The 21,824-nt window shown below is 49.0% G+C and carries 18 protein-coding genes; 11 read left to right on the top strand and 7 right to left on the bottom strand.

The annotated features are described in order from the left end of the window. Positions 1-92: 92 nt before the first annotated feature. Entirely contained in the window at positions 93-3,569 is a 3,477-nt protein-coding gene (locus H6F86_RS18625) for a hybrid sensor histidine kinase/response regulator (protein WP_190450228.1), read from the bottom strand. Between the two features lie 403 nt (positions 3,570-3,972). Between H6F86_RS18625 and H6F86_RS18620 the strand changes: the two genes are divergently transcribed. The 5 genes from H6F86_RS18620 (at position 3,973) to fni (ending at position 9,085) form a co-directional block, all read left to right on the top strand. After that, a complete protein-coding gene (locus tag H6F86_RS18620) occupies positions 3,973-5,004 on the top strand; it encodes a circadian clock protein KaiA (RefSeq protein ID WP_242033594.1) in 1,032 nt (343 codons plus the stop codon). A 124-nt stretch (positions 5,005-5,128) separates the two neighbouring features. Beyond that, complete coding sequence (kaiB, locus tag H6F86_RS18615) at positions 5,129-5,449, top strand: circadian clock protein KaiB (protein WP_190450227.1); 321 nt, start codon at positions 5,129-5,131, stop codon at positions 5,447-5,449. 123 nt (positions 5,450-5,572) lie between these two features. Then, a complete protein-coding gene (gene kaiC / locus H6F86_RS18610; protein ID WP_190450226.1) occupies positions 5,573-7,129 on the top strand; it encodes a circadian clock protein KaiC in 1,557 nt (518 codons plus the stop codon). Positions 7,130-7,431: 302 nt separating this feature from the next. Continuing rightward, a complete protein-coding gene (pyrR, locus tag H6F86_RS18605; protein ID WP_190450225.1) occupies positions 7,432-7,965 on the top strand; it encodes a bifunctional pyr operon transcriptional regulator/uracil phosphoribosyltransferase PyrR in 534 nt (177 codons plus the stop codon). Positions 7,966-8,062: 97 nt separating this feature from the next. Then, on the top strand, positions 8,063-9,085 hold the full coding sequence (gene fni, locus H6F86_RS18600; protein WP_190450224.1) for a type 2 isopentenyl-diphosphate Delta-isomerase: 1,023 nt from the start codon (positions 8,063-8,065) through the stop codon (positions 9,083-9,085). A 227-nt stretch (positions 9,086-9,312) separates the two neighbouring features. On the opposite strand, the gene H6F86_RS18595 is transcribed toward fni, so the two are convergent. Then, positions 9,313-10,401 (bottom strand): glycerate kinase, encoded by a 1,089-nt coding sequence (locus H6F86_RS18595; protein ID WP_190450223.1) that lies wholly within the window; start codon positions 10,399-10,401, stop codon positions 9,313-9,315. A gap of 96 nt (positions 10,402-10,497) precedes the next feature. Next, on the bottom strand, positions 10,498-12,480 hold the full coding sequence (locus H6F86_RS18590) for a serine/threonine-protein kinase (protein ID WP_190450222.1): 1,983 nt from the start codon (positions 12,478-12,480) through the stop codon (positions 10,498-10,500). A 445-nt stretch (positions 12,481-12,925) separates the two neighbouring features. Here H6F86_RS18590 and H6F86_RS18585 point away from each other — a divergent pair, with 445 nt between their 5' ends. The 3 genes from H6F86_RS18585 to H6F86_RS18575 are packed head-to-tail and all read left to right on the top strand — an operon-like array spanning position 12,926 to position 14,053. Continuing rightward, a complete protein-coding gene (locus tag H6F86_RS18585) occupies positions 12,926-13,135 on the top strand; it encodes a DUF2997 domain-containing protein (protein ID WP_190450221.1) in 210 nt (69 codons plus the stop codon). A 46-nt stretch (positions 13,136-13,181) separates the two neighbouring features. Next, complete coding sequence (locus H6F86_RS18580; protein WP_190450220.1) at positions 13,182-13,568, top strand: DUF1257 domain-containing protein; 387 nt, start codon at positions 13,182-13,184, stop codon at positions 13,566-13,568. A gap of 59 nt (positions 13,569-13,627) precedes the next feature. After that, the gene (locus H6F86_RS18575; RefSeq protein ID WP_242033593.1) at positions 13,628-14,053 is read left to right on the top strand and encodes a ferredoxin; all 426 of its coding nucleotides are present in this window, start codon (positions 13,628-13,630) and stop codon (positions 14,051-14,053) included. Positions 14,054-14,362: 309 nt separating this feature from the next. Here the strand turns inward: H6F86_RS18575 and H6F86_RS18570 are convergent, their stop codons facing one another. Further along, entirely contained in the window at positions 14,363-15,775 is a 1,413-nt protein-coding gene (locus tag H6F86_RS18570) for a DUF4335 domain-containing protein (RefSeq protein ID WP_190450218.1), read from the bottom strand. A 139-nt stretch (positions 15,776-15,914) separates the two neighbouring features. After that, the gene (locus H6F86_RS18565; protein WP_190450217.1) at positions 15,915-16,529 is read right to left on the bottom strand and encodes a DUF3038 domain-containing protein; all 615 of its coding nucleotides are present in this window, start codon (positions 16,527-16,529) and stop codon (positions 15,915-15,917) included. 360 nt (positions 16,530-16,889) lie between these two features. Here H6F86_RS18565 and H6F86_RS18560 point away from each other — a divergent pair, with 360 nt between their 5' ends. Continuing rightward, complete coding sequence (locus tag H6F86_RS18560) at positions 16,890-17,045, top strand: hypothetical protein (protein WP_190450216.1); 156 nt, start codon at positions 16,890-16,892, stop codon at positions 17,043-17,045. Between the two features lie 91 nt (positions 17,046-17,136). Here the strand turns inward: H6F86_RS18560 and H6F86_RS18555 are convergent, their stop codons facing one another. After that, entirely contained in the window at positions 17,137-18,300 is a 1,164-nt protein-coding gene (locus H6F86_RS18555) for an IscS subfamily cysteine desulfurase (RefSeq protein ID WP_190450215.1), read from the bottom strand. Between the two features lie 249 nt (positions 18,301-18,549). Between H6F86_RS18555 and H6F86_RS18550 the strand changes: the two genes are divergently transcribed. Continuing rightward, positions 18,550-19,407, top strand: coding sequence for a TPM domain-containing protein (locus H6F86_RS18550; protein WP_190450214.1), 858 nt, complete (start codon positions 18,550-18,552; stop codon positions 19,405-19,407). A gap of 126 nt (positions 19,408-19,533) precedes the next feature. Beyond that, positions 19,534-20,163 carry a precorrin-8X methylmutase gene (locus H6F86_RS18545; RefSeq protein WP_190450213.1) on the top strand — a complete coding sequence of 210 codons (630 nt, stop codon included), beginning with the start codon at positions 19,534-19,536 and terminating at the stop codon, positions 20,161-20,163. A 74-nt stretch (positions 20,164-20,237) separates the two neighbouring features. On the opposite strand, the gene H6F86_RS18540 is transcribed toward H6F86_RS18545, so the two are convergent. Next, on the bottom strand, positions 20,238-21,047 hold the full coding sequence (locus tag H6F86_RS18540) for a phosphate ABC transporter permease (RefSeq protein WP_190450212.1): 810 nt from the start codon (positions 21,045-21,047) through the stop codon (positions 20,238-20,240). Positions 21,048-21,824: the final 777 nt, after the last annotated feature.

Raw genomic sequence — 21,824 nt, 5'->3', positions numbered from 1 at the left:
TTAGGGGAAATAGAGTCGGGATAAGGGTAAGTAAGCTAGTTGTCACCCGTGCTGTTTCCTTACGGCAATAGCCTTGACAGCAGAACGTATTCTTATCGTTTAACCTTTATCGCTTGATGCATATGCTGCAACAGTTCCGTCATCGGTAGAGACGCAGGCAGAATGTGTGCAGCAATCTGTTTCAGTGCCTCTGGCAGGGGGGCGAGCGGTGCTGCACCAGCCGTTGAGCCATGATGGCGATGATCCAAAACCAGAATGGGAGGGCGCTTTGGTAACTGCTGAAGCGCAAAGAGCATTGATAGCGTAAAGGGCTGAGCGATCGCATTCGTCCAGCAAAGCACCAACACATCCACACTACCCAACTCAAGCTGCTGAAGTACTTCTTGCCAGCAACGCCCAATGACACTCGACAAACCAGCCGTGTTTAAATAGTGCGTCAAGGCTTGCAGCCACTCTGTTTCTTGAGGAAAACTATCCAGACCTCGTGCTGATTGATCTTGAAGGTTTTGCATAGTTAACCTCAAGGGTAGCGTTACAGTATCTAACGCCAGAATTGATGGTCGCCACGCATACCCCGCCGCAACCTGAATCACTTGCAAGAGGGTAGATGCTTCAATTGTTGTATGTGGTGACGCGTTGGCTGATAGTAACGTTTCTGGAGGAGACAAGCAGGGAAAGACCAGCAAACCCGGTATCTGATTTGCGGCTTGCGAGGTTGCCTGGTCGATCGTCACAAGCGGCAGGGACGCAAGCACAATATGCCGACGATACTGCTGAAAATAAGCCTCGGCATCGGCTAAAGCACCGTCAAGCAAGATAACATTTGGCTTCCACACCCGCGCTAGGAGTTCTGCCTGTTCCAGGTCGTCTGCCTCCAGGATGCGGCATGGGTAAGAGTGCAGCAACGCATTCAGTTCCGCCGTTGGCAGAGGCTGGTGGGCGTGTGACCAAACGCCAGGGTTGAGCCGCAGAATAGTCAACACGACTGGAGGTCGAGGGTTAAGCGTTGCCTTTTGGCGATCGACGACCAGTGTTTGAAGGCATTTTTGGAGCGACTTCGGTTGAATCGGCACACTTAGTAAGCTATCCGACTGTCGCTGACGGGCTTGCCCTTCATCAACTTTCGTTGCCATCATCACCACTGGAATCTGTTGGGTTTCAGCGTTTGACTTCAATAGAGTCAGCACATCCCAACCAGACAGTAACGGCAACACTGGATTCAGAAAAATAATGCAGGGTTGCAAGCGGCGCGCTTTTTCCAGCGCTTCCGTGCCCGATCGCGCAATCACCACGCGATAACCCAACCCCGTCAGCTGATCGGAAAGCGCTTCTAAGCATTGGCGAGAGGCTTCCACAATAAGCACTAGCTGGCTACGCTGTAGGGCAGCCACATCCACCGCATAAGCGCCTGCTGACCCAGGAATCTCGCCCCGCACTACCTGACTTTTGTTTCGAGGCAGATACGATCGACCCACTTCACTTGCCGCTACCGTTTTAGGCACAGCCGTAAAGGTAGAAGCCGCGTCAGTGCTGGGAGGGTGCGGCGGCAGCAAAATTGTAAACTGGCTACCCTCGCCTTCTTTAGAGACAAACGTAATATCACCGCCATGTAGCCGTGCCAACCGTTGCGTGAGCACTAAGCCCAAACCTGTACCTTCAAACCGCCGTGTCAACGGATTTTCAAGCTGCTGAAACTTTTGGAAAATTAAATGCTGCTTTTCAGATGGAATGCCAATGCCTGTATCCCAAACGGTGAAAGCAATCCAGCCGCCCCAGTGCCCCACTTTTAGACCGATCGGGTCATGGGACTCTGTAAACTTAAGCGCATTAGCCAGCAAATGCGAAAGCATCTGGCGCAGACGTTGTTCATCGGCAATCAGCAGTCCTAGATCTGGCTCCAGTGTCAGCGAAAACATTGGCTGCTCCGGCTCCGGCTCCGTTTCTGTTTGATTGCCCTCTTGTAGTTGCAATTGCTGTGCCTGCTCAAACGCACGACGACAAACCGTTTCAAGATTGACTGGCGCTAAGACTAGCTCTAGCTGCCCAGTTTCTATACGGGTCAAATCGAGAATATCGTTGACGACTGCCATCAGGTGACGACCGCTTTGGTGAATGAGCCGTGCATAATGCACCTGTCGCGGGTTTAACGCACCAAGCGTCTGATCTTTAAGCAAACTCGATAACCCCAAAACAGATGTCAGAGGCGTTCGCAGTTCGTGGCTAATACACGCCAAAAATTCATCTTTGAGTCGATTGAGCTGAATGAGGTCAGCATTTTTAGCAGTAAGTTCTCTGGCAAGCTGCTGTTGCTCCGTTACATCCTGCGCCAAGATAAGCCAAAGTTCTTCGGCTACTGGCACAACACTGGCAGCCGTGCCGCTACTGCTACTGGAAGACGGAACAGTATCAGCAGGGTCATGAATCGTGGACAGCAGCGCAGCGAGCCGAAAAAGTTGAGAGGGAGATGCTGACTCGTCGCTGAAAGGCGTTTCACTAAAGGGTGCTTCAACGGCTGCTACCAGCGTTTGCGCTCGATCGTCCCAATCCCGAGCCGTCTGCGCCGAGAGGGAACCCAGTGGAACTCTCACAAATTGCAAAACCTGTTCCTGCCCGTCTTTCAAGGGACAGACACAGATACAAGTCCCTGGCTTGGTACCCAGTTGGCACGAGCTTGCAGTAGGGAGAGCCGTAGGAATACCAGCGCTGTCATCCCCCAGATTATACGCTTCGGGCGTTGCAGTACCAGTGCGAGTCTTAAGCGCTAGAGGAAGCGATTGCGCTGAGTTTGTACCTTGGCTAGTCGATCGTGATTCTAAAGCCAACCAGATCTCACGATCAGACGGCAGCACAACCGATTCGAGCAACGGCATTTCTAGCAACGTAGCAACTTCATGCCGCAGCCAGCCCGGATCGAGCAGTTCGCTAATTTGGGTGCGCCAGATGGAATTTTGCGCCAGCACTTGCCCATCACGAGTTTGCAGCATGACAGGCAGGGGCAGTCGCTCTACCAGCTCACGCAGTAGCGGACTCAACTTTGGGTGTGATGGTTCCAGTAGTGCTGTTACAGAGGCAACCTCTAGGTGAGGCGCTGACGGCATCACACGTGTCATCAAAAACTGTAGCAACCGAGCACTATCCAGTAACCCTAAGAAGCAGCCTTCAGCGTCAACTAACGCGTAACAGGCATGAGGCTGAGTCTGTAAATGCGGTAGGAAGGCATCGATTGTCCAATTAGCTGCGATCGTCAGCAGCGGCTCTACAATCGAGGGCATCACATCCAAGACAAGCAGATCATCCGTACGTTGGTTCGTCACAAGCGGGCGATCGTCCAACACGTCAGCCTCCTGACTGAACAGACCAGCCGCTGCTAAATGATGCAAAAGCTGCTGTGCACTCACCCAACCGATCGGGTGCTGTCGCTCGTTAACCAACACTAGCCGATTGACAGCCGTTGTTTTAGCGCTGGCTGCTTGCCCAAGCACTGCTAACGCAGTTGTCAAGCGGGCAGTTACTGCACAGCATGGTACAGGATCAACAAAAGCTTGGAGAGAGGGAATGCTTAAAACCATAGAATGCCTGCCCAAGAGAGGAGTGATGTAAGCTACCAACGCTACAGCGGGGCAGTTGCCTCTAGGCGCAATGATTGAGCAAAAACGCATTTGAGGAGTCAGGAGGGCAGCAAGTTGCTGGATGAAACAGACTTGCTAGATGATGGAGTTCATCACTCAAAACTAAAGCATTAGTCTCCGTAGAGATACTTAAGAGATACTTAAAGGACTTTAAAGTAATTTCCAATACACGATTGCTTATTACATTCAATTATGCGTCTGTTATAAGTAGCTTTTCCAGTACAAGATTGCTTTGTAACTATAATTAATTGAGTGCTAAAATCTTAAGAAAAAATAAAGCTTTTTTGAGAGTGTTCATAGTAAGCCTTTTAAGTTAATTGCATCGATAAAACGTGCGCTAATAATGTCCCGATTTCAGACTGTTTTGAACCATCCATTACCTCATTCACAACGATCTAAGCTCTCAGTTGGCATTTTTCTTGCCCCTGAGTCACTCGCTCAGGCAGTTTTGCAGCGCCTGGATCACGATCGCTACAGTGTGACCATGCCAAAAACCAGCAGTGACTTTTTCTCGGTTGTCGAACACGAAAAGCAGCACCTAGATTGCCTCATCTTACAGGGTGGCTCTGCCCTACCGCAGCTTGCCAAGCAGCTACATGGGCAGGCAACATTACTTCCAGTCGTCATTGTCTCGCCTGACATCGCTCTAGAGACGCTGCCGGCAACCTCTGGCACAGTTACGTCCGACACGACCACTGCTGATCCGGCTATATCTGATACGAATGCAATTCAGACGGCGGATGCGCCTAACGCGATCGAAGCGAGTGAGGACACGTCCCCCGTTCTTAATCTCGCTTTTGTCTATCACACAGCAGAAGTTTGGATCACAATCGCTCAATGTGATGCCATTAGTGACTATATTGAGCAGGCGATCGAGCAATTTCTCCACCTGTCGCCGACCTGCCGCTTAAGCAACGCACTGTCAACTGTCGATCTATCAACCGATATCACCGCTCAAAACTTTCTGATGCTACAACAGCGACGACTGACAGAAAAACTAAAAGAGCGTTTGGGGTATCTCGGTGTTTACTACAAGCGCAACCCACGTAACTTTTTTCGTTACATGGCGTTAGAACAGCAGCAAGAAACGCTAGAACAACTCCGCGATCACTATCGGGAGATCATACTGTATTACTTCAGCGAAGATGATACTCTCAATCAGCGTATTGATGAATTTGTCAATGCTGCTTTTTTCACCGATATTGCAACCTCACAAGTGGTAGAAATCCATATGGATTTGATGGATGAGTTTGCAAAACAGTTAAAATTAGAGGGACGCAGTGATGATATTCTGCTAGATTATCGGTTGACATTGATTGATACGATCGCCCACTTATGTGAGATGTATCGGCGCTCCGTACCTAGAGAAAACTAGCCCAGAGAAAACTAGCACTGGCTGTTAGTGAATCGCCTTACACCATAGAGTTCTTCGCTGAAAGAGTTCGTCTCAAACTGACTTCAGGTTCCGCTATAGTTGCATGATTAATACACCTTAAGCTATGAGCCCCTTCAAAAAAACTTATGTCCTGAAGCTCTACGTGGCTGGAAATACACCAAGTTCCATTCGTGCTCTTAAAGTGCTCAATGAGATCCTAGAAAAAGATTTTCAGGGTGTTTATGCGCTTAAGGTCATTGATGTCATGAAAAATCCTCAGCTTGCTGAAGAGGACAAAATTTTAGCAACACCCACGTTGTCTAAAATCTTGCCCCCGCCCGTACGTAAAATTATTGGTGACTTATCCGATCGTGAAAAAGTCCTGATTGGTCTTGATTTACTTTACGAAGAGTTGCAGGACGATGCATCTAAATTGTTAGAATAAAAAGCCTCAGAGTAAAAATAACTGTAAATTAAATTCAGAGCCAGATTTAGCGCAAAAAATTCCTGGTGCGAGAAACAGCGAATTTCTAGCGATCGTCTGCGCCTTCTTCAACAAGCCCTCCTCATGAACCAACTCAATCAAAATCCGCTAAACGGTGAATATTCTGTCCCTGGTGTGCAAAAAATTCGCACCATGATCGAGGGCTTTGATGACATTAGCCATGGTGGTGTACCAACAGGACGTACTACTCTTATTAGCGGCACATCTGGCACAGGTAAAACGTTGCTAGCTGTGCAATTTTTGTATCAAGGTATTGTTGATTTTGACGAATCAGGTGTTTTTGTCACCTTTGAGGAATCTCCAGCGGATGTCATCAAAAATGCGTTTAGCTTTGGTTGGGATTTGCAGAAATTTATTAATGAAGGCAAGCTCTTTATTCTCGATGCGTCACCTGATCCTGAAGGGCAAGATGTGGCAGGAAACTTTGATCTCTCTGCTTTAATTGAGCGCATTCAATACGCGATTCGCAAATACAAAGCACGACGAGTTTCAATTGATTCGGTGACGGCTGTCTTTCAGCAATATGACTCCGCTGGAGTTGTAAGACGCGAAATATTTCGTCTAGTGGCACGCTTGAAGCAAGTTGGCGCAACGACGTTAATGACCACCGAACGGGTCGAAGAATATGGTCCCGTAGCACGGTTTGGCGTCGAAGAATTTGTATCAGATAACGTGGTCATTATTCGCAACGTGCTAGAAGGGGAACGCCGCCGTCGTACGATCGAAATTCTCAAACTGCGGGGTACGACGCACATGAAAGGTGAATACCCTTTCACCATTACAAATAATGGTATTAATATCTTTCCGTTGGGAGCCATGCGTCTAACGCAACGATCGTCCAATGTCCGCGTCTCCTCCGGAGTCAAAACGCTGGATGAAATGTGCGGTGGTGGCTTTTTTAAGGACTCGATTATTCTGGCGACTGGAGCAACGGGTACAGGCAAAACGATGATGGTCAGCAAGTTTTTGCAAGATGCCTGTCAGCGAGGCGATCGTGCTATTTTGTTTGCCTATGAAGAATCCCGTGCCCAGTTGTCTCGGAATGCCTCTTCCTGGGGCATTGACTTTGAAGAACTTGAACAGAAAGGTGTACTGAGAATCATTTGTGCCTATCCTGAGTCGGCTGGTCTAGAAGATCATCTACAAATTATTAAAACGGAAATCGCTGAGTTTAAGCCCTCTCGAATTGCGATCGATTCCCTCTCCGCCCTCGCACGAGGGGTAAGCAACAATGCGTTTCGCCAATTTGTAATTGGTGTGACTGGCTTTGCTAAACAAGAAGAAATTACAGGCTTTTTTACCAACACGTCTGATCAATTTATGGGATCAAATTCCATTACCGATTCTCATATTTCCACCATTACAGACACTATTTTAATGCTGCAATATGTCGAGATTCGGGGTGAGATGGCGCGGGCTATTAACGTTTTCAAGATGCGTGGCTCCTGGCATGACAAAGGTATTCGCGAATATACCATCAGCGAACGTGGACCTCAAATCAAAGAGTCCTTCCGCAACTTTGAAGGCATCATCAGTGGTTCGCCGACTCGCATTGCTGTAGATGAGAAAAGCGAACTGTCGCGTATTATCAAGGCTGTACAGCCAAAAGATGAAGTTTAGGATAGAATTTCTTAGCTTCTAACTTTGAGGTAATTCTTAGCTTTTAGCTTTGAAGCAAGCGAAAAGTCTATTTCTGTAGACCTAAGACGCTAAAGATTAAGACAACTCGCATCAGCGGGTTATAGCCCTTTGAGTGTGGTTGCGTTAATGCCTTCGTAGCTGCACTGACCCTTCAAGAACCCTACGCAACTAACCGCACAGCAAAAAGTTTCTTCAGTTAATCAGGCTATAAAGCCACAGGTTGTAGAAAATTGTTCAAAAAGGCTTTAACTCAATACCCTTAACTCAAAACTTGATTTTCTATGTCTACAGAAGTGGTCGAAATTCTGTCAGCAGAAGAAGTGCGGCGGACAGTGACGCGGTTAGCGTCACAGGTGGTAGAGCGATCAGATCTTTCTAAGCTGGTGTTGCTTGGTATCTATACCCGGGGGGTTCATCTGGCAGCCATGCTAGTGCGGCAAATCGAGGCGCTAGAACAAGTAACGGTGCCAATGGGTGCGATCGACATTACCTTCTACCGCGATGACTTGGACACGATCGGCATTCGCACCCCGGCAAAAACGGAAATACCCTTTGACCTTTCTGGCAAAACCGTTGTTTTGGTCGATGATGTGATCTTTAAAGGGCGTACCATTCGTGCGGCTCTCAATGCTGTAAACGACTACGGCAGACCAGCCGTTATTCGACTTGTTGTGCTGGTTGATCGCGGACATCGAGAAGTACCGATCCACCCCGACTTTACCGGCAAGCAACTCCCAACTGCTAAAGAAGAACAAGTCAAGGTCTACCTTCAGGACATTGATGGGCGCGATGGAGTTGAGTTGATACGGGTTTAGAAGAGAGGCTTAAGCACAAAGAATTAAGGCTAAGCACGATAATAAACATTATCGCCTTGCTCTATTGCCTAAATCCCGTACCCAATCCCTCATTAATATGGAAACCCAGACTCGCAAAGCTGATCATCTCCGCATCTGTCTGGATGAAAATGTGCAATGCCGTCAGATTACGAATGGGCTGGAGCGCTATCGGTTTACCCACTGCTGTTTGCCTGAGATCGATCGCGACGACATTAACCTTACGACGACCTTCCTGGGTAAAAGCCTGGGCGCACCACTGCTTATTTCGTCGATGACAGGCGGCACTGAACTGGCAAAAACAATCAACTCTAGGCTGGCAGCTGTGGCACAGCAGTACCGTCTGGCAATGGGCGTTGGCTCTCAGCGCGTAGCGGTTGAAAATCCGTCCGTTGCAACTACCTTTTCTGTGCGCGCGATCGCGCCTGATATTCCCCTCTTTGCTAATTTAGGCGCTGTACAGCTCAATTACCACTATGGGCTGGATGAGTGCCGCCGGGTAGTAGATACACTCGAAGCCGATGCCCTGATTCTGCACCTTAATCCACTTCAAGAATGTGTGCAGACCAGCGGCGACACAAATTTTCGAGGCTTGCTCTCACAAATTGCATCGCTCTGCGCTGCGCTGCCAGTGCCTGTAATTGCGAAAGAAGTTGGCAACGGTATTTCTGCCACAAGCGCAAAAAAGCTGCTGGAAACGGGGGTCGCGGCGATCGACGTGGCAGGTGCAGGCGGCACCTCCTGGTCACTGGTCGAAAGTGAACGCGCCACCGATGCCCGTCAGCGTCGTTTAGGTAGAACCTTTGCTGATTGGGGCTTACCCACTGCTGAGTGCGTCACTGCTGTACGAGCGATCGCCCCTCAGATTCCTCTTATCGCCTCTGGTGGCTTGCGGGATGGACTGGAAGCTGCAAAAGCGATCGCGCTGGGTGCCGATCTCGCAGGCATGGCGTTTCCCTTTCTCCAAGCCGCAAATGACTCCGAAGCAGCTTTGTATGAGCTAGTAGAGATTCTTGTTGCAGAACTAACTACAGCCATGTTTTGTACGGGCTGCAAACGGCTTGAAGACCTGCGATCGCCCGGGGTTTTGCAGAAGATTTAATGGGCTATCAAAAACAAAACAGTAATGCCACAAAAACTTGCATCACTACAATCTTCGTCACTAGCAAGCGCCCAGTTTTTCTTGGACACTGCCGCTACAAACCACTTCTGATGGTGCTATAGCAGTCGAAGTGAACGTGAGGACACCTATAAACCTTGAAACTTCCTTTGAACGAAGGCTTCGATTCATCCTTCATCCTTTTGCTAATTCAAGTGATTCCACAGTGATCACGTATTGGTTTCACCGCCCCGATACACTGCGCCTGCTGTGTGATCTGCCTGGATGTCGATAACGAGGTCTGCCCACCCAGGTTTAACCACTAGCGGTTTGATGAGCAACTCAGGATGCAAGGCTTTCCAAAAATACTCAACGAAAACATCAATCTCGGCATCGCTCATACCCGGTTTACCACTGGCTCGCATTTGCTGTTCTGCCTGCTTACGCCACTGTTTGCTAAGGCGATAATCGACAGGATGCAGCACAATGAGGCTGTCTAGCCGTTGCCACAGAGGTAGATAGTCAGTGAGTTTTGTATTCATGTCATGGGCAAAGGCCCGATCGGACGCCGTTATGATGGGTGCGATCGCCTGCTCAAAAACGGCTGGATCAACTGGACGAACACCCACAAACCAGCCTTCAAACAAGATGATATCCGCACCCGAAACCAGGGTCGGAGCGATTCTGTCACCTGCGCCATTGTGCAGCGCTTTGTCGAAACGAGGGAGCGCGATCGGTTGCTCAGGCGCTAATTGGCGCAAGGCATCCAATGTCTGTAGCCCTAACTCAAGATCATGGGTTCCTGGTGGACCACGCCAGAGCAAGCGAGGGTCATGCTCTCGTAGGCGCAAACGCTCGTCATACATCTTGTAGAAATCATCCAGAGACAGGCTAACGGTCTTATAGCCGCATAATTGCAGTATCAGCACCAGGATTGCTCCAAGTGTTGTTTTGCCAGTGCCCTGCCCACCTAAAATGCCCTGTACCCAGGGGCGATCAACTGCTTGCCGCCGAGTTTTTAGCCACACTGCCAGCGGTAGCCACAAATGCCACAGAGTTTCAATCACGTTGGCAGAGAGACTCGCATGACGTTGGCAAAACTGCTCGATGCTTGGATAAACAGCCTGAAGTAAGCGCGATCGTGCCTGCAAAGTAGTGTGGATAGTCTCGGCTGTGATGCCAAATGCGATCGCGCGCCTTGTATCTTGCAACGTCGCTGCTTCTAGCTGCCGCCACTCTTTTTGCGTTAAGGACTCTCCTACTGCTAGCCGCTCAACCAACTCCTTAAGTACCGCTCGAGAAGCTATTTCAGAAGCCATGTGGTTAGAACTGAAGCATTGACTAAAGCGAGATCTTAGCGTTAGTTCTGACGTAGTGCATCCTCAAGCAGCACCTAAGCTTAAAGAATCCTAAGCTTAAAGAACCTCAAGCGCGATCGCATAGCCCTCTGGCTCGTTGCCAGACACTTCAATCATATAAGCACCATCCTGGGGTAGGCGTCCCTGCCAGCTTTTGGTATTGGTAGCGTTACTGCCGATACGCTGACCATTCGGAGCGATCGCACTAAAGCTCACGCTACCTTGTAGCACTTTTACAACCAGTATTTGCCCCTGCTTTGCTTTCAACAAATAGCGTTGAAGCTGGTTCGGTGCTATCTGCCCTGTTACAGTAGTGCCAGAGTTACCAGGCGCAAACGCAACTTGTTGAATTTGCTCTTGCGTTGGTCGTGCTAACGGCGTAATTGCCACATCCAGCGTGTAGGTACCCGTACCAGAAACCTGAATCATGTAGCGATCATCCGCAGGCAATTGACCTGTCCAGCTACGAGTTTGGTGTGATGCAGCGTCGATCGCTTCCTGGTTCGATCGCAGCAAGTTCATGACTGCCCCCTGACCTTGCAAGGTGACAGACATAATCTGACCTTGTGATGCTTGTAGCATGTAGGGCTGCATCTCTGTTGCCTGCAAATGACCCTGAACAGCAGTTGTAACCTTGCCACGGGCAAACTGCAGGCGTTGTAAGGGTTTACTGGTTTTGACTACCGCACCATCTGTGCGTGTAGTTTCAGTCTGGTTAGGTTCAGCTTGATTAGATTCAAAGGGAGGTTTGATGGCTAAGTTCGAGCCAGAAGCATCTGGTGCATCAATGATGCGAGACGCTTCTGACTGAGGCAGTTTAGCGCCCGAAACCCAAACCTCTCCGTTGGTATCCGGTGCTTTTACCCCCAGTTGCCACACGATCGGCAGTGCGATACCCAAGCCCGCCAGCAGCGTTGCAGCAATCCCAGCGCGCACTTTGCCGCCGATATTGTCCCAGCGCCGCCATCCAAGATCGGACGTATGGGTCGAGCGACGCGATGGCGCTCTTACCGGAGCAGATGTTGAGGTCTGTTGACTGATGGGTTGAGGCGTTTTAGCTGTCTGGGTTAAACGATCGCTTTGAGGCGACAAAAAATTGACGATCGCTGGCTGGTCAGGCGACGGAGCAGCAGGGTCTGGCGATCGTAACAGTGTACTTTCTAACGGTATGGCTCCAAACGATTGGAGGTCTTGTAAAACCTCAGTCGCCGTCTGATAGCGATCGCCTGGATAAACCGCTAGCATTCGCCGCAACACCATTGCTAGTTCGTCACTAACGTAGGCATACGGCTCCCAGTTCCAGGTAAGCGTCCGGCTGTCCAGCAACGTTTGCGGCTCTCGTCCTGTCAGCAGCACCAGCGCTGTTGCTGCTAGAGCATACAAATCGCTGTTAGGGTAAACTCTGCCTGTTTGTAACTGTTCGGGTGGTGCATAGCCCACTTTACCGACTCGTGTTGGTGTTGACATCAGCGGCCAGTGGCTAGTTGCCTCTTTCACCGCACCAAAATCAATTAATACAGGTAAACCCGCTTCAGGAAGAGTCTGAGTTGGCTCTAGCTGCGTCGTTGCCTGAGTCTGCAAAATAACGTTTTCTGGAGAAATGTCCCGATGAATAATGCCCTGGCTATGAATGCAGGCAAGAACTGGCAACAAATGGCTAAGAAAATACAGTACTTCAGCATCTGAAAAGGTTTGCCCTTTTTGCTTGCGATCGCTCAACAACTGGCGATAAGTTTGCCCATCTACAAAATCTTGTACTAGAAAAAAACGCTTCTCATCCTCAAAAGCAGCCCAAAAACGTGGAATTTGAGGGTGTTGAATTTGATAGAGTGTACTAGCTTCGCGGTGAAAGAGCGTTTTCGACTTTTCGATCAATGTCCCATCATGATAAGGAACAATAAATTCCTTCAAAACGCAGGGTTCATTGAAGCGCTCTTGATCGAGAGCCAAATAAGTGCGACCGAAACCGCCCTGACCGAGAACTTGCTGAATCAGGTACCGCTGGCGCAGCACTGTTCCTGATGGAAGAGGAGGCACCATATTGTGTTGAGAACTAAACCGCAAAAGGGATACATTCCCTGTGAATTCTATTGTGGCTTGTAATACGCTGCTCGTTCTGCGGTGTCTCACCCCTCAGGGTTAGGCTAAGACCATACTACAGAAAGATCTTTGATGTTATGGCATCACTTTGCGGCCTAAACATCGCGTTACAAAGCATTTTCAGCTTGACGGCAATAAGAAGTTAAGCGAAACTGTCATATATCTGAGTTATCACTCTAAGTAAGCTTAACTTTCCTGAATAAATGTTAAGATTTACTTAGCAATACTGAGACACTGTTTTTATTATTTTGTCTCACAGGCTCGTAAGTCTGTACGCGTCAGGGTTAGCTGTATCCTTCCCACCTCTGTTGTTTCATTAGCGCTAGTGTCAGAACTAGAGGATTTGGTGTGAGCTGAATCAAATCGTTAAATCTTTACTAAAAGCATGGAAACGTTAGAATTTATCATCTACCCTGACGGCAGAGTACAGGAAAAAGTGACAGGTATCGTGGGTGCTTCTTGCGCTGAGGTTACTGCGGCTATCGAAGCACAATTAGGTCAGGTTGTCAGTCAAGAGCAAACGTCTGAATATTTTACTCAACCAATTAATCAGTCGTTAGATGCGTCTAATCAGATAACATTTAGCGAGTGGTAACGTTCTTTTTTGTTCAGTCTCCTTTATTCAACTTTTAAGAATCACCATGTCACACTTCAGTCAGATTAAAACCCAAATTCGTCACCTCCCCGCTCTGAAAGCAGCTTTGACAGACTTAGGAATCGTTTGGAAAGATGGTCCTGAAGCAGTGCAAGGCTATCGTGGTCTGACTCAAACTGCCGAGCTCGCGATCGAACAAGACAACGGCTATGGCATTGGCTTTCGGTGGAATGGCAGTGAGTATGAACTAGTCGCTGATTTACAGTTTTGGCGGCAAGACTGGACTGTAGATCGCTTTCTGAGCCGTGTAACACAGCGCTATGCTTATCATACAGTTTTGAACGAGACCACCCAAAAGGGTTTCCAGGTTACAGAGCAGCAGCAAAACAAAGACGGTTCGATCCGATTGGTCTTACAGCGCTGGAGTACGTAATGTCTGATGCAGCTTCATCCAATTCGGCAGACGCTTTTGCTGGATCGGGGTTTGGAGACATGTTAAACCCTCGGACCGGTTTGGAGCCGGAACTAGGTGGCTTTTTGCGGGATGCACCAGAGCGATCGGGCTTGGAACCGGAGCTTGGTGGCGCTTTCAGACAAAAAGGTGTCTATGTTGATGAGATTACTTGCATTGGTTGCAAGCACTGTGCCCATGTCGCTCGTAATACGTTCTACATTGAACCAGATTACGGGCGATCGCGGGTTGTGCGTCAGGACGGCGATTCTGAGGAACTGCTTCAAGAGGCGATCGATACCTGTCCTGTTGATTGTATCCATTGGGTTGACTATACCGAGCTAAAACACCTGGAAGAGGAGCGTGTTTACCAAGTGATGCCGATTCCAGGCTTTCCAGTTGATAGTGCTGTTGTTGCTACGAACCGCCGTCGCCAAAAGCTGAAGGCACGCAAACGTCAGTCTTAATGCATCTTGCTATTAAATGGGGTTCGACGTTCGAGCAACGCTTTTGTTGCCCTAGCGACTGAGTACTCCTGTTCCTAGAGGAATTACGGCACTTTGCTACAGAGACAGCTTTGCTAACGGAGACGCTACGCGTTTCTTCAATGCCAGAGGCTTTATACAGCCACATAGTATAAACATAGCTGTAGAAGTTATAAGTTCGTCGCATTTCCTAATCAGCGGCGGACTTTGTTGAAATAGTCGCAGTTTTAGCGCTAGATGTTCTAGAGCCTTAACGGCAGGCGCTTTTTGTTGCAGTCCGACCGCTTATTGTTAGTAAAACCCTTCCAAAAAGGTTTTCACGCTGCCGTCAGGGCTAAGTACTAGTCGAACCTTAGCATTACGCCCACTGCTGATCGCCGAAACAAACGGTTCTCCCGCAAGTGGTCCCCCAGTTCGATCAATATAGTTACCTGCTGCCTGTCCTAGGGGCACTATGCGTTGAATCGAGCCATCGGCATTTACTAAAAGGGTATATTCCAGCGTTTGGGTCAACCCTTGTGGTGGAGTCCACCGTTGTTGAAAGTATTGTCGTGCTTCAGCGATTTGGGGGATGGTGTCAAAGGCAGTGTCCATTTGCTCTGCTGGAGCACCTTGATCGCCCGTCGCAGCACGCAAAGTTGACTCACTTGCAGATTGACTTGGTGAAGTCTTAGCAAACTCCCGGTTAAGAGCAAGCGGTTTTGGCATCGGCTGAGCTGGTTGCGTTGGTGCAGTAGCTGATGGTTGGCTCGTTGACGGCGATACTGTAATTTGATTCCCAGTCTCTTTACTCTGGGCACTACGAGTATTTGGGGTGAGCGTAACTGCCCCTGCTGGAGTGTCAGCACTTGAAATGCGAGGCAGTGGTGCGGCAACGGGAAAGGTGGGCAGTCCCGGACTTGCGGGCACTGTTGAACCAAGCGGCGGTGGCGATGGTAGCTTTTGCCCTGATGTGATCGGCGGTATCGGACTTTGAATTGCTGTTGGAGGCACTTGCATAGCGATGTTTTGATCGCTGCTGTCCCCTTGGCTAGCTGTGGGAGATGCAGGTCTCGAGCTGCTTTCAATAATTTTGGCAACTGAGGCTGAGAGTCCAACTACTAGCAGACCTGTAGCGGCTAGTTGCCCCCAACGAAGAGAGGATGGTGCTAATTGACGCGATCGCTGCACATCGGGCAGAGCAACTAGCTCCGAGGCATACTCATCCAACGCATTTGCTAAATCAAAGAGCTGCAAAGCACTCAACGAAACTTTGTTAGCAGTATCCGGCGTTGCCAGTGAGCCGAGTGCCAACGTGTGAGTCAGTAGACCACTTGGCTGTAACGAAATGGCATTCGGCGGCGATGCTGCGATCGCCCGTAGTTCATCTTGTGTTGCGGTTGGTAACACGGCAACCGCCCCTTCTGCCGCTGACGTAGTGCTTACATACGAGTGGAAACGATGCATGGTGTCGAGGTCGTACGATTGCTCGAGAAAGTGCTGCACATAGGTTGACACTGCCTCGTGGAGCGCTTCAAGCTGAACGCGATCGCCTCGTAAAACAATCCACTCCTCTTTCGGTAGCTTTGGATCATCCAAACTAAGCTGAAACCGGAGGTGCTTCAACACTGGCTGACCAACCCACCGAGACAGCGGCGAGTTTTTCGCCAGGATCTCTAATGTGCAGGTTGGAGGAGTGTAGCGTCGCAAAATAGAGTGAGACATGAAGCAAGAATTCAACGAGTGTGTAGAAGGGCTAAGAGGCTAAGAGATGGAGCATTAGAGGAGACGAGACAGAAGCAGACAGGTCAATCAGACTAAATTGATCTTGAAACCCGTCTTCAGGTAATTGCTATCCCGATCACTAACGGTTGCTTACCGTTTGCTGGTTGCCATTACTTGAGCGATCCATCAGCGCTAACCACAACCGTCGAGAACCGTTTGCAGCACTGTAAAACAGTAGATCAATTAAAAGTTTGAGCGCAAGATTATTTAGCGCTACGGGCGGCACACGATCGCCATCATTCATGCGCTCCTGATAGGTATTGTTAAACGTGTCTAGGTAATCTCCCAACAATGCTGTTTGATGTGGTTCACGTTGCTGTTCTGCCATTTGTTCTAAAAGGGCAACAGCACGTCGAATTTTTTCTGCTTGCTGTTTAGCAAGATGACAGCTAATTAGTACCAGCGCTCGTGCCTCCTCAACATCAAGTTTTTTGCGACCACCCTGCCCTTTCCGTAGTGGACTGGCTTGCCGCAACCGCCACAGGGCAACGCGATCAGCAACCAGAGACTCTAGCTTTAACTCGTTCGCTGCCTGAAGCATGGCTTCTGAACCAATCCCAGCCAGTGCTTCTAACGCTAGCAAGACCAAATCGAGTTGAGCCTTTATATTGTCCAACTGAGATGGATCGGGCTGATTGAGCAGTGGCAACGTTTCAACCGACGTAGAGTTTGGCAACTTGGCTGGAGACTGCATGACTTTAGGATAGAAAACACGAGACAATTTGACGCGGTGGTTACGTGTCTTGAAACAAGACTAGTAGATTGCTGCTATAGGTTCCCTTCTGTCTCAAGCCCAGATGAATCTTGACATATCTATAATGACCTGACCTCACCCTCTAGGCTAGAAAAAGACTTGCTTAGCTGGTGGGGCGATCACAGACACATCTCTATAGTGAAGAGGCACCCTAATCCTTCAAGAACGCTTTAGTCCAATCGGCTTGTCCATCCAAAGAGTGAATTTTTATTAAAAGACGCTTTTGTAGCTTTAGATACAGAATTTTCTGTTATATTAGCTAGTAAGAACAAAAAACGATAAATCAAGGAAGTGTTAATCATGTCTACCCAAGATCAAGCACGTGCGTTAGCAAACCGTCATCAGCACACTGTTAAGAACCGTGAGCAGTCTGCACTGAGCCGGATGGCTGCTGAAATTGGTGTATCTGGCGAAACGGCTGTGCGGAACCAACCTCGCGGTGCTGGCATGAGCTAGAGCGGTTGTTTGCTCAATGTACTTAAAACTTAGAAAGCGGGCGTAATCCAACTGAGATTGCACCCGCTTTTGTTGTGTCTCATCTATGTGCTTAGACGTGAGCAACCTGACGTAGCGATCTCACGGTCGCAATTGTGCAAGCTGCTGCCTGATCGATATCTTGCTCAGTATTAAATCGCCCAATGCCAAACCGCACGGACGCAAAGGCTAAAGCCTCTGTCAGTCCTAAAGCCTGCAATACATGCGATGGGGCAATCTGAGCCGATGAGCAAGCAGAACCAGACGAAACCGCCAACATCGGTTGTAAGCCTAGAAGCAATGCCTGTCCGTCAACACCTGCAACGCTAATATTTAAGTTTCCGGCTAGCCGCTGAGTCTGATGACCATTTAAGTGCAGTCCGTCTAGTACTGTAAGTCGCTGCCAAAGTCGATCGCGTAGTGCCCGTAGCCGCTCGGTTTCCTCTGGCATAGCGGCGATCGCTAACTCCACTGCCTTAGCAAAACCAACAATTTGCGGTGGATACAGTGTGCCCGATCGTAGTCCGCGTTCATGTCCGCCTCCATGCAGTTGGGGTGCTAGTCGCACTTTAGGATTGCGTCGTCGCACATAAAGTGCCCCGATCCCTTTCGGACCATACACTTTGTGAGCAGTGAGAGACATGAGGTCAATCTGCATTGCTTCGACATCAAGGGGAATTTTGCCGAGCGCCTGCGCTGCATCCGTGTGAAACAAAACCTGCCGTGTGTGACACAGCGCACCGATCGCCGCTAGCGGCTGCAAGACACCAATTTCGTTATTTGCTGCCATTACAGACACGAGAATTGTATCTGCTCGTAGTGCTTGCTCTAAGTCTGCCAACGCTACCAGCCCATCCTGCTGTACAGGCAGCACAGTTACTTCAAAGCCCAACGTCTGCAAGTAACGGCAGGGATCAAGCACCGCGCTATGCTCAGTGGCGATCGTCACAATATGACGACCTTTACTAAGGTACGCTTCGGCAACGCCTTTAATTGCCAGGTTATTTGCTTCTGTAGCTCCGCTAGTAAAGACGATTTCTTCTGGTGTCGCACCAATCGTGGTCGCTACTGTTGCTCTTGCCTGCTGCACGCCTGCTTCTGCCTCCCAGCCATACAGGTGGCTAACACTCGCCGCATTGCCAAAGTGCTCTGTAAAGTAAGGGAGCATGGCTGCCAAGACACGAGGGTCTACAGGTGTCGTGGCATGACAATCCAGATAAATTGGGCGTTGAACCATGCACACCTCTCAGCAAAAGCTACAGGTGCTTACAGTGGCACCTCTTCATAGTCTAGATGATTGCTTACTTGGGATTGGTTACCGGAACGCGATCATACTGTTAGCCCTAGTACGAGCAGCAACAGGTTGACACCACATAATGATTGACGATGATCCCTTAGCTTCCTAAGATGAGAGTAAGATTAAAGAGTGTAAAGATAAATTACGCTTCTGTATCAGCATAGTTCTACGATAAAGCCGCTATTCCCCATGTCCACTCCTCCAGCTTTTGTTACAGGGCGATCGGTACGATCGCGGTTCGAGCAACTTCTGCGCCATACAGCTGTTCTCCTTTTTGCCTTGGCACTTTGGCTTAGTCCAATTAATGGTTTAGCTCATTCAACTGCGTACGCCTACAACAATCCTGAATTGTTGCCAGACGTACAAACGCCCGTGATTGACTTGGCAAATGCCTTGACTGGTCAACAGGAAGCAAACCTGGCAAAGGATTTGGAAGACTTTGAACAAGAAACGGGTTGGAAACTGCGGGTACTCACTCAGTTTGAGCGTACACCTGGTCTTGCGGTAAAGGACTATTGGGGACTGGACAACCACAGCGTTTTGCTGGTGGCTGATCCGCGTGGCGGCAATCTGCTTAATTTCAGCGTAGGTGATGATTTTTACCCGTTGATGTCTCGTACGTTCTGGATTGAACTACAGACCCGCTTTGGCAATCAATTCTTTGTGCGCGAACATGGTGAAGACCAGTCGATTCTAGAAGCGCTGGAATCAATTAAACTGTGTCTGCGTCGAGGTGGTTGCTTGGTTGTGCCTGGGCTGCCTCCAGAACAGTGGGCTCTAACGTTGATCACCTCTATTGTGGGTGGTGTGGTCTGTGGTTTTGCCGCTAAGCCTCGCAAAGAAGGGCAGGTTATCGCGTGGCAGTGGGCACTGATCTTCTCTCCACTGTGGGGCATTCTCTTCGTTGCCTTCGGCATTGGGCCCGTTGTTACTCGTACCTCTGACTGGCTACCGCTGTTCCGCAACATTGCTGGCTTTATGGTTGGTGCTCTAGCTGCCTTTTTGGTGCCTGTACTTAGCCGTAACCCTTCCTCTGATGAAGTATGAGTCTGTTTGAGTCCAGTTTTTAGGTATTCGCTTGAGTCTTGAAGCATAACGATCGCAAAGGGTCGCCATTTGGGACTGGCAAGTGTAGGCTGTTTACCACAAGCAATTATTTTGTAAAGGGTCGCGATGGAATGGCACTCAACAGATGCTCAAAGTCTAGCGATTATTGATCGAGAGATTGGCGAACATATTTTCTCACCTGCCGAATACGAGCTGGTTCGTCGCGTCATTTATGCAACGGCTGATTTTGAGTACAAAGTGTTGCTTCGCTTTGCAGACGCAGCACTACAGTCTGGGGCAGCTGCTCTTGCTGCACGAAGTACGATCGTCGTCGATGTGCCGATGGTGCAGGTGGGCATCACAACTAACATTCAGAATACGTTTGCGAACCCCGTCTATTGCAGCATGGAGGCGCTTACTCGTCCTCAAAAGGAAAAGACTCGTGCGGCTTGGGGCATTGAAACACTTGCTCGACGCTATCCAGAAGGCATTTTTGTTGTTGGTCAGGCGCAGACAGCACTCACAGCGTTAGTCGATTTAATTGAGGCGGAAGAGATTCGTCCGGCACTCATTGTTGCGACACCTTCTGGTTTTGTTGACGCAGAAATTGCGAAAAAGCGTTTAGCTGATTCACTCATCCCCCATATTCGGATCGAAGGTCGTAAGGGCAATGCAGTTGTGGCAGCAGCGATCATGAATGGGTTGGTCGATCTAGCATGGCAGGCATACGGGCGAGAGCAGAACGGCATGATGTGAAAGGGTGAATAAGCCAATGGGGCATCTGCTCATCACAGCAGCAAGCATTTAGAACTGTTGCCGTGATGCTTCAGTTACCAGTTGGTTGAGGGTCTGTTGCGAGATCGACGACGTGAGCGACGACTCAGCTCAATTGCCCCACCACGATCCCTATCCTCATATCGCTCTCGTGATTGCAGATCGCGTTCTGACTCAAATCGATTGCTGCGATAACGTTCATCCCGATCCTGCGCGTCCCGATCTTGCCCATTTAACTGGTGGCTCACCTCAACAAACGTCTCACGCAGTAGCAAGGGATAATCACTTACCCAAAGGTTATGGTTAGGGACGTAAATGTCAGATGTCTTGTTAATTCGACCCAGATCGCCCCGGTTAGACATCACTACCATTTCTGCTGCATCACCAATTGCGATCGCCTGATAATCTCGCTTAAGCGGCACTTGGAGTCGGCTCGTAAAGCCTGTCTCATCGCCTACAACCAGGTTGAAGCGCCGCTCTCTGTTTTCGACAATTACTAATTCACCCCGTTCATTCACCGTTTCTTCTTTACCAATCAGCTCCTCGGTAACAAAAGCATCAATGACATCCCCCTGCCAAAAACCGCTATAGGCGTACTTACGAAACTCAATATTCTTTAAGCTCGCCCAAAAAACAGGTCCCCATAGCCAATACAACCCCGTCACAATACCCAGTAGAAACCGGATAAAGCCAAAGCCCTCACCTAAAAGACTGCCTAACAGTAGAATGACCGTCACGCCACCGATCGAAATTAGCAGACGCAAGAGCAAGGCAGGAAATTTTCCCCAACAGTAGATGTACTGCGGTCCAGTAGCCACTGCCGGAACCAACGTTTCAAAGGTTTTACGGGTTAATGGAATGAGCATAGCTATGGCTGATGAATGCGATCGCAAACAGATGAATTGCTACGAGCCTAACATTAGACGAAGGACTCAGCCCACTGATAGGTGTTGCGTCAGTAGTTATCTCTCTTGAAAACGGTTTAATCTGTTGTTGATGCTGGTGCATAGGACGCTGTCTTTGCCTATTGACTGATCAACTTATCCCTGCCCTCTATGCTCCTACTAAATAGTGCTTCTTGTTGCCCTGAAATTTCCTTTTACCGAACTTAAGTTACAAAAAGAGTGAATTTACGGACTTAGGTAGAGTAGAACTGGCTAATCTTTAGAAGTCTTTGAGTACTATATCGGATGGTTCTAGCAAGGAAAGGCAGCAGAATGGATACAGAGTCTGAGGAACGCACTCGGAAAGGCTAGACAGGTATAGGGGGCAACTATGTTCGTTTAGCTTTTGCAACTAGGAGAGCGTACTTACAGGCAGACTGCCTGACCCTGGGGGCTTATTAGGGTCAGGCAATTTTTTTGGCAATTTTTGGCTGTTCATTAAAGTGATTTTGTACAAAATAACGGACTTCGGGCATTCCAGGGGCTAGAGCAGTTGCTTAAATTTTTAGATCAGCTTTAAAGCGATTTCGTCCAAAAATGAACTGCATTAAACTTGATGGCAGCCTTTAAGAAACTGTTTGTAAATGTATGTGAAGTAGAAGACAACTACGGTCACAAAGGCGCGATACCAGAAGAGTGACATCTACATGGCTTGAGGATATGAGTCAGCCTTACTACGACAGTGACCTGACCGATGAG

This window comes from Phormidium sp. FACHB-592, assembly GCF_014695795.1.
GTDB lineage: Bacteria > Cyanobacteriota > Cyanobacteriia > Leptolyngbyales > Leptolyngbyaceae > Stenomitos.
This window is presented reverse-complemented; position numbering and strand designations above follow the sequence as displayed.

Excerpts from the sequence above, each read along its gene's own strand:
- H6F86_RS18625 (WP_190450228.1), bottom strand. The coding sequence starts at position 3,569 with ATGGTTTTAAGCATTCCCTCTCTCCAAGCTTTTGTTGATCCTGTACCA.
- H6F86_RS18620 (WP_242033594.1), top strand. The coding sequence starts at position 3,973 with ATGTCCCGATTTCAGACTGTTTTGAACCATCCATTACCTCATTCACAA.
- kaiB (WP_190450227.1), top strand. The coding sequence starts at position 5,129 with ATGAGCCCCTTCAAAAAAACTTATGTCCTGAAGCTCTACGTGGCTGGA.
- kaiC (WP_190450226.1), top strand. The coding sequence starts at position 5,573 with ATGAACCAACTCAATCAAAATCCGCTAAACGGTGAATATTCTGTCCCT.
- pyrR (WP_190450225.1), top strand. The coding sequence starts at position 7,432 with ATGTCTACAGAAGTGGTCGAAATTCTGTCAGCAGAAGAAGTGCGGCGG.
- fni (WP_190450224.1), top strand. The coding sequence starts at position 8,063 with ATGGAAACCCAGACTCGCAAAGCTGATCATCTCCGCATCTGTCTGGAT.
- H6F86_RS18595 (WP_190450223.1), bottom strand. The coding sequence starts at position 10,401 with ATGGCTTCTGAAATAGCTTCTCGAGCGGTACTTAAGGAGTTGGTTGAG.
- H6F86_RS18590 (WP_190450222.1), bottom strand. The coding sequence starts at position 12,480 with ATGGTGCCTCCTCTTCCATCAGGAACAGTGCTGCGCCAGCGGTACCTG.
- H6F86_RS18585 (WP_190450221.1), top strand. The coding sequence starts at position 12,926 with ATGGAAACGTTAGAATTTATCATCTACCCTGACGGCAGAGTACAGGAA.
- H6F86_RS18580 (WP_190450220.1), top strand. The coding sequence starts at position 13,182 with ATGTCACACTTCAGTCAGATTAAAACCCAAATTCGTCACCTCCCCGCT.
- H6F86_RS18575 (WP_242033593.1), top strand. The coding sequence starts at position 13,628 with ATGTTAAACCCTCGGACCGGTTTGGAGCCGGAACTAGGTGGCTTTTTG.
- H6F86_RS18570 (WP_190450218.1), bottom strand. The coding sequence starts at position 15,775 with ATGTCTCACTCTATTTTGCGACGCTACACTCCTCCAACCTGCACATTA.
- H6F86_RS18565 (WP_190450217.1), bottom strand. The coding sequence starts at position 16,529 with ATGCAGTCTCCAGCCAAGTTGCCAAACTCTACGTCGGTTGAAACGTTG.
- H6F86_RS18560 (WP_190450216.1), top strand. The coding sequence starts at position 16,890 with ATGTCTACCCAAGATCAAGCACGTGCGTTAGCAAACCGTCATCAGCAC.
- H6F86_RS18555 (WP_190450215.1), bottom strand. The coding sequence starts at position 18,300 with ATGGTTCAACGCCCAATTTATCTGGATTGTCATGCCACGACACCTGTA.
- H6F86_RS18550 (WP_190450214.1), top strand. The coding sequence starts at position 18,550 with ATGTCCACTCCTCCAGCTTTTGTTACAGGGCGATCGGTACGATCGCGG.
- H6F86_RS18545 (WP_190450213.1), top strand. The coding sequence starts at position 19,534 with ATGGAATGGCACTCAACAGATGCTCAAAGTCTAGCGATTATTGATCGA.
- H6F86_RS18540 (WP_190450212.1), bottom strand. The coding sequence starts at position 21,047 with ATGCTCATTCCATTAACCCGTAAAACCTTTGAAACGTTGGTTCCGGCA.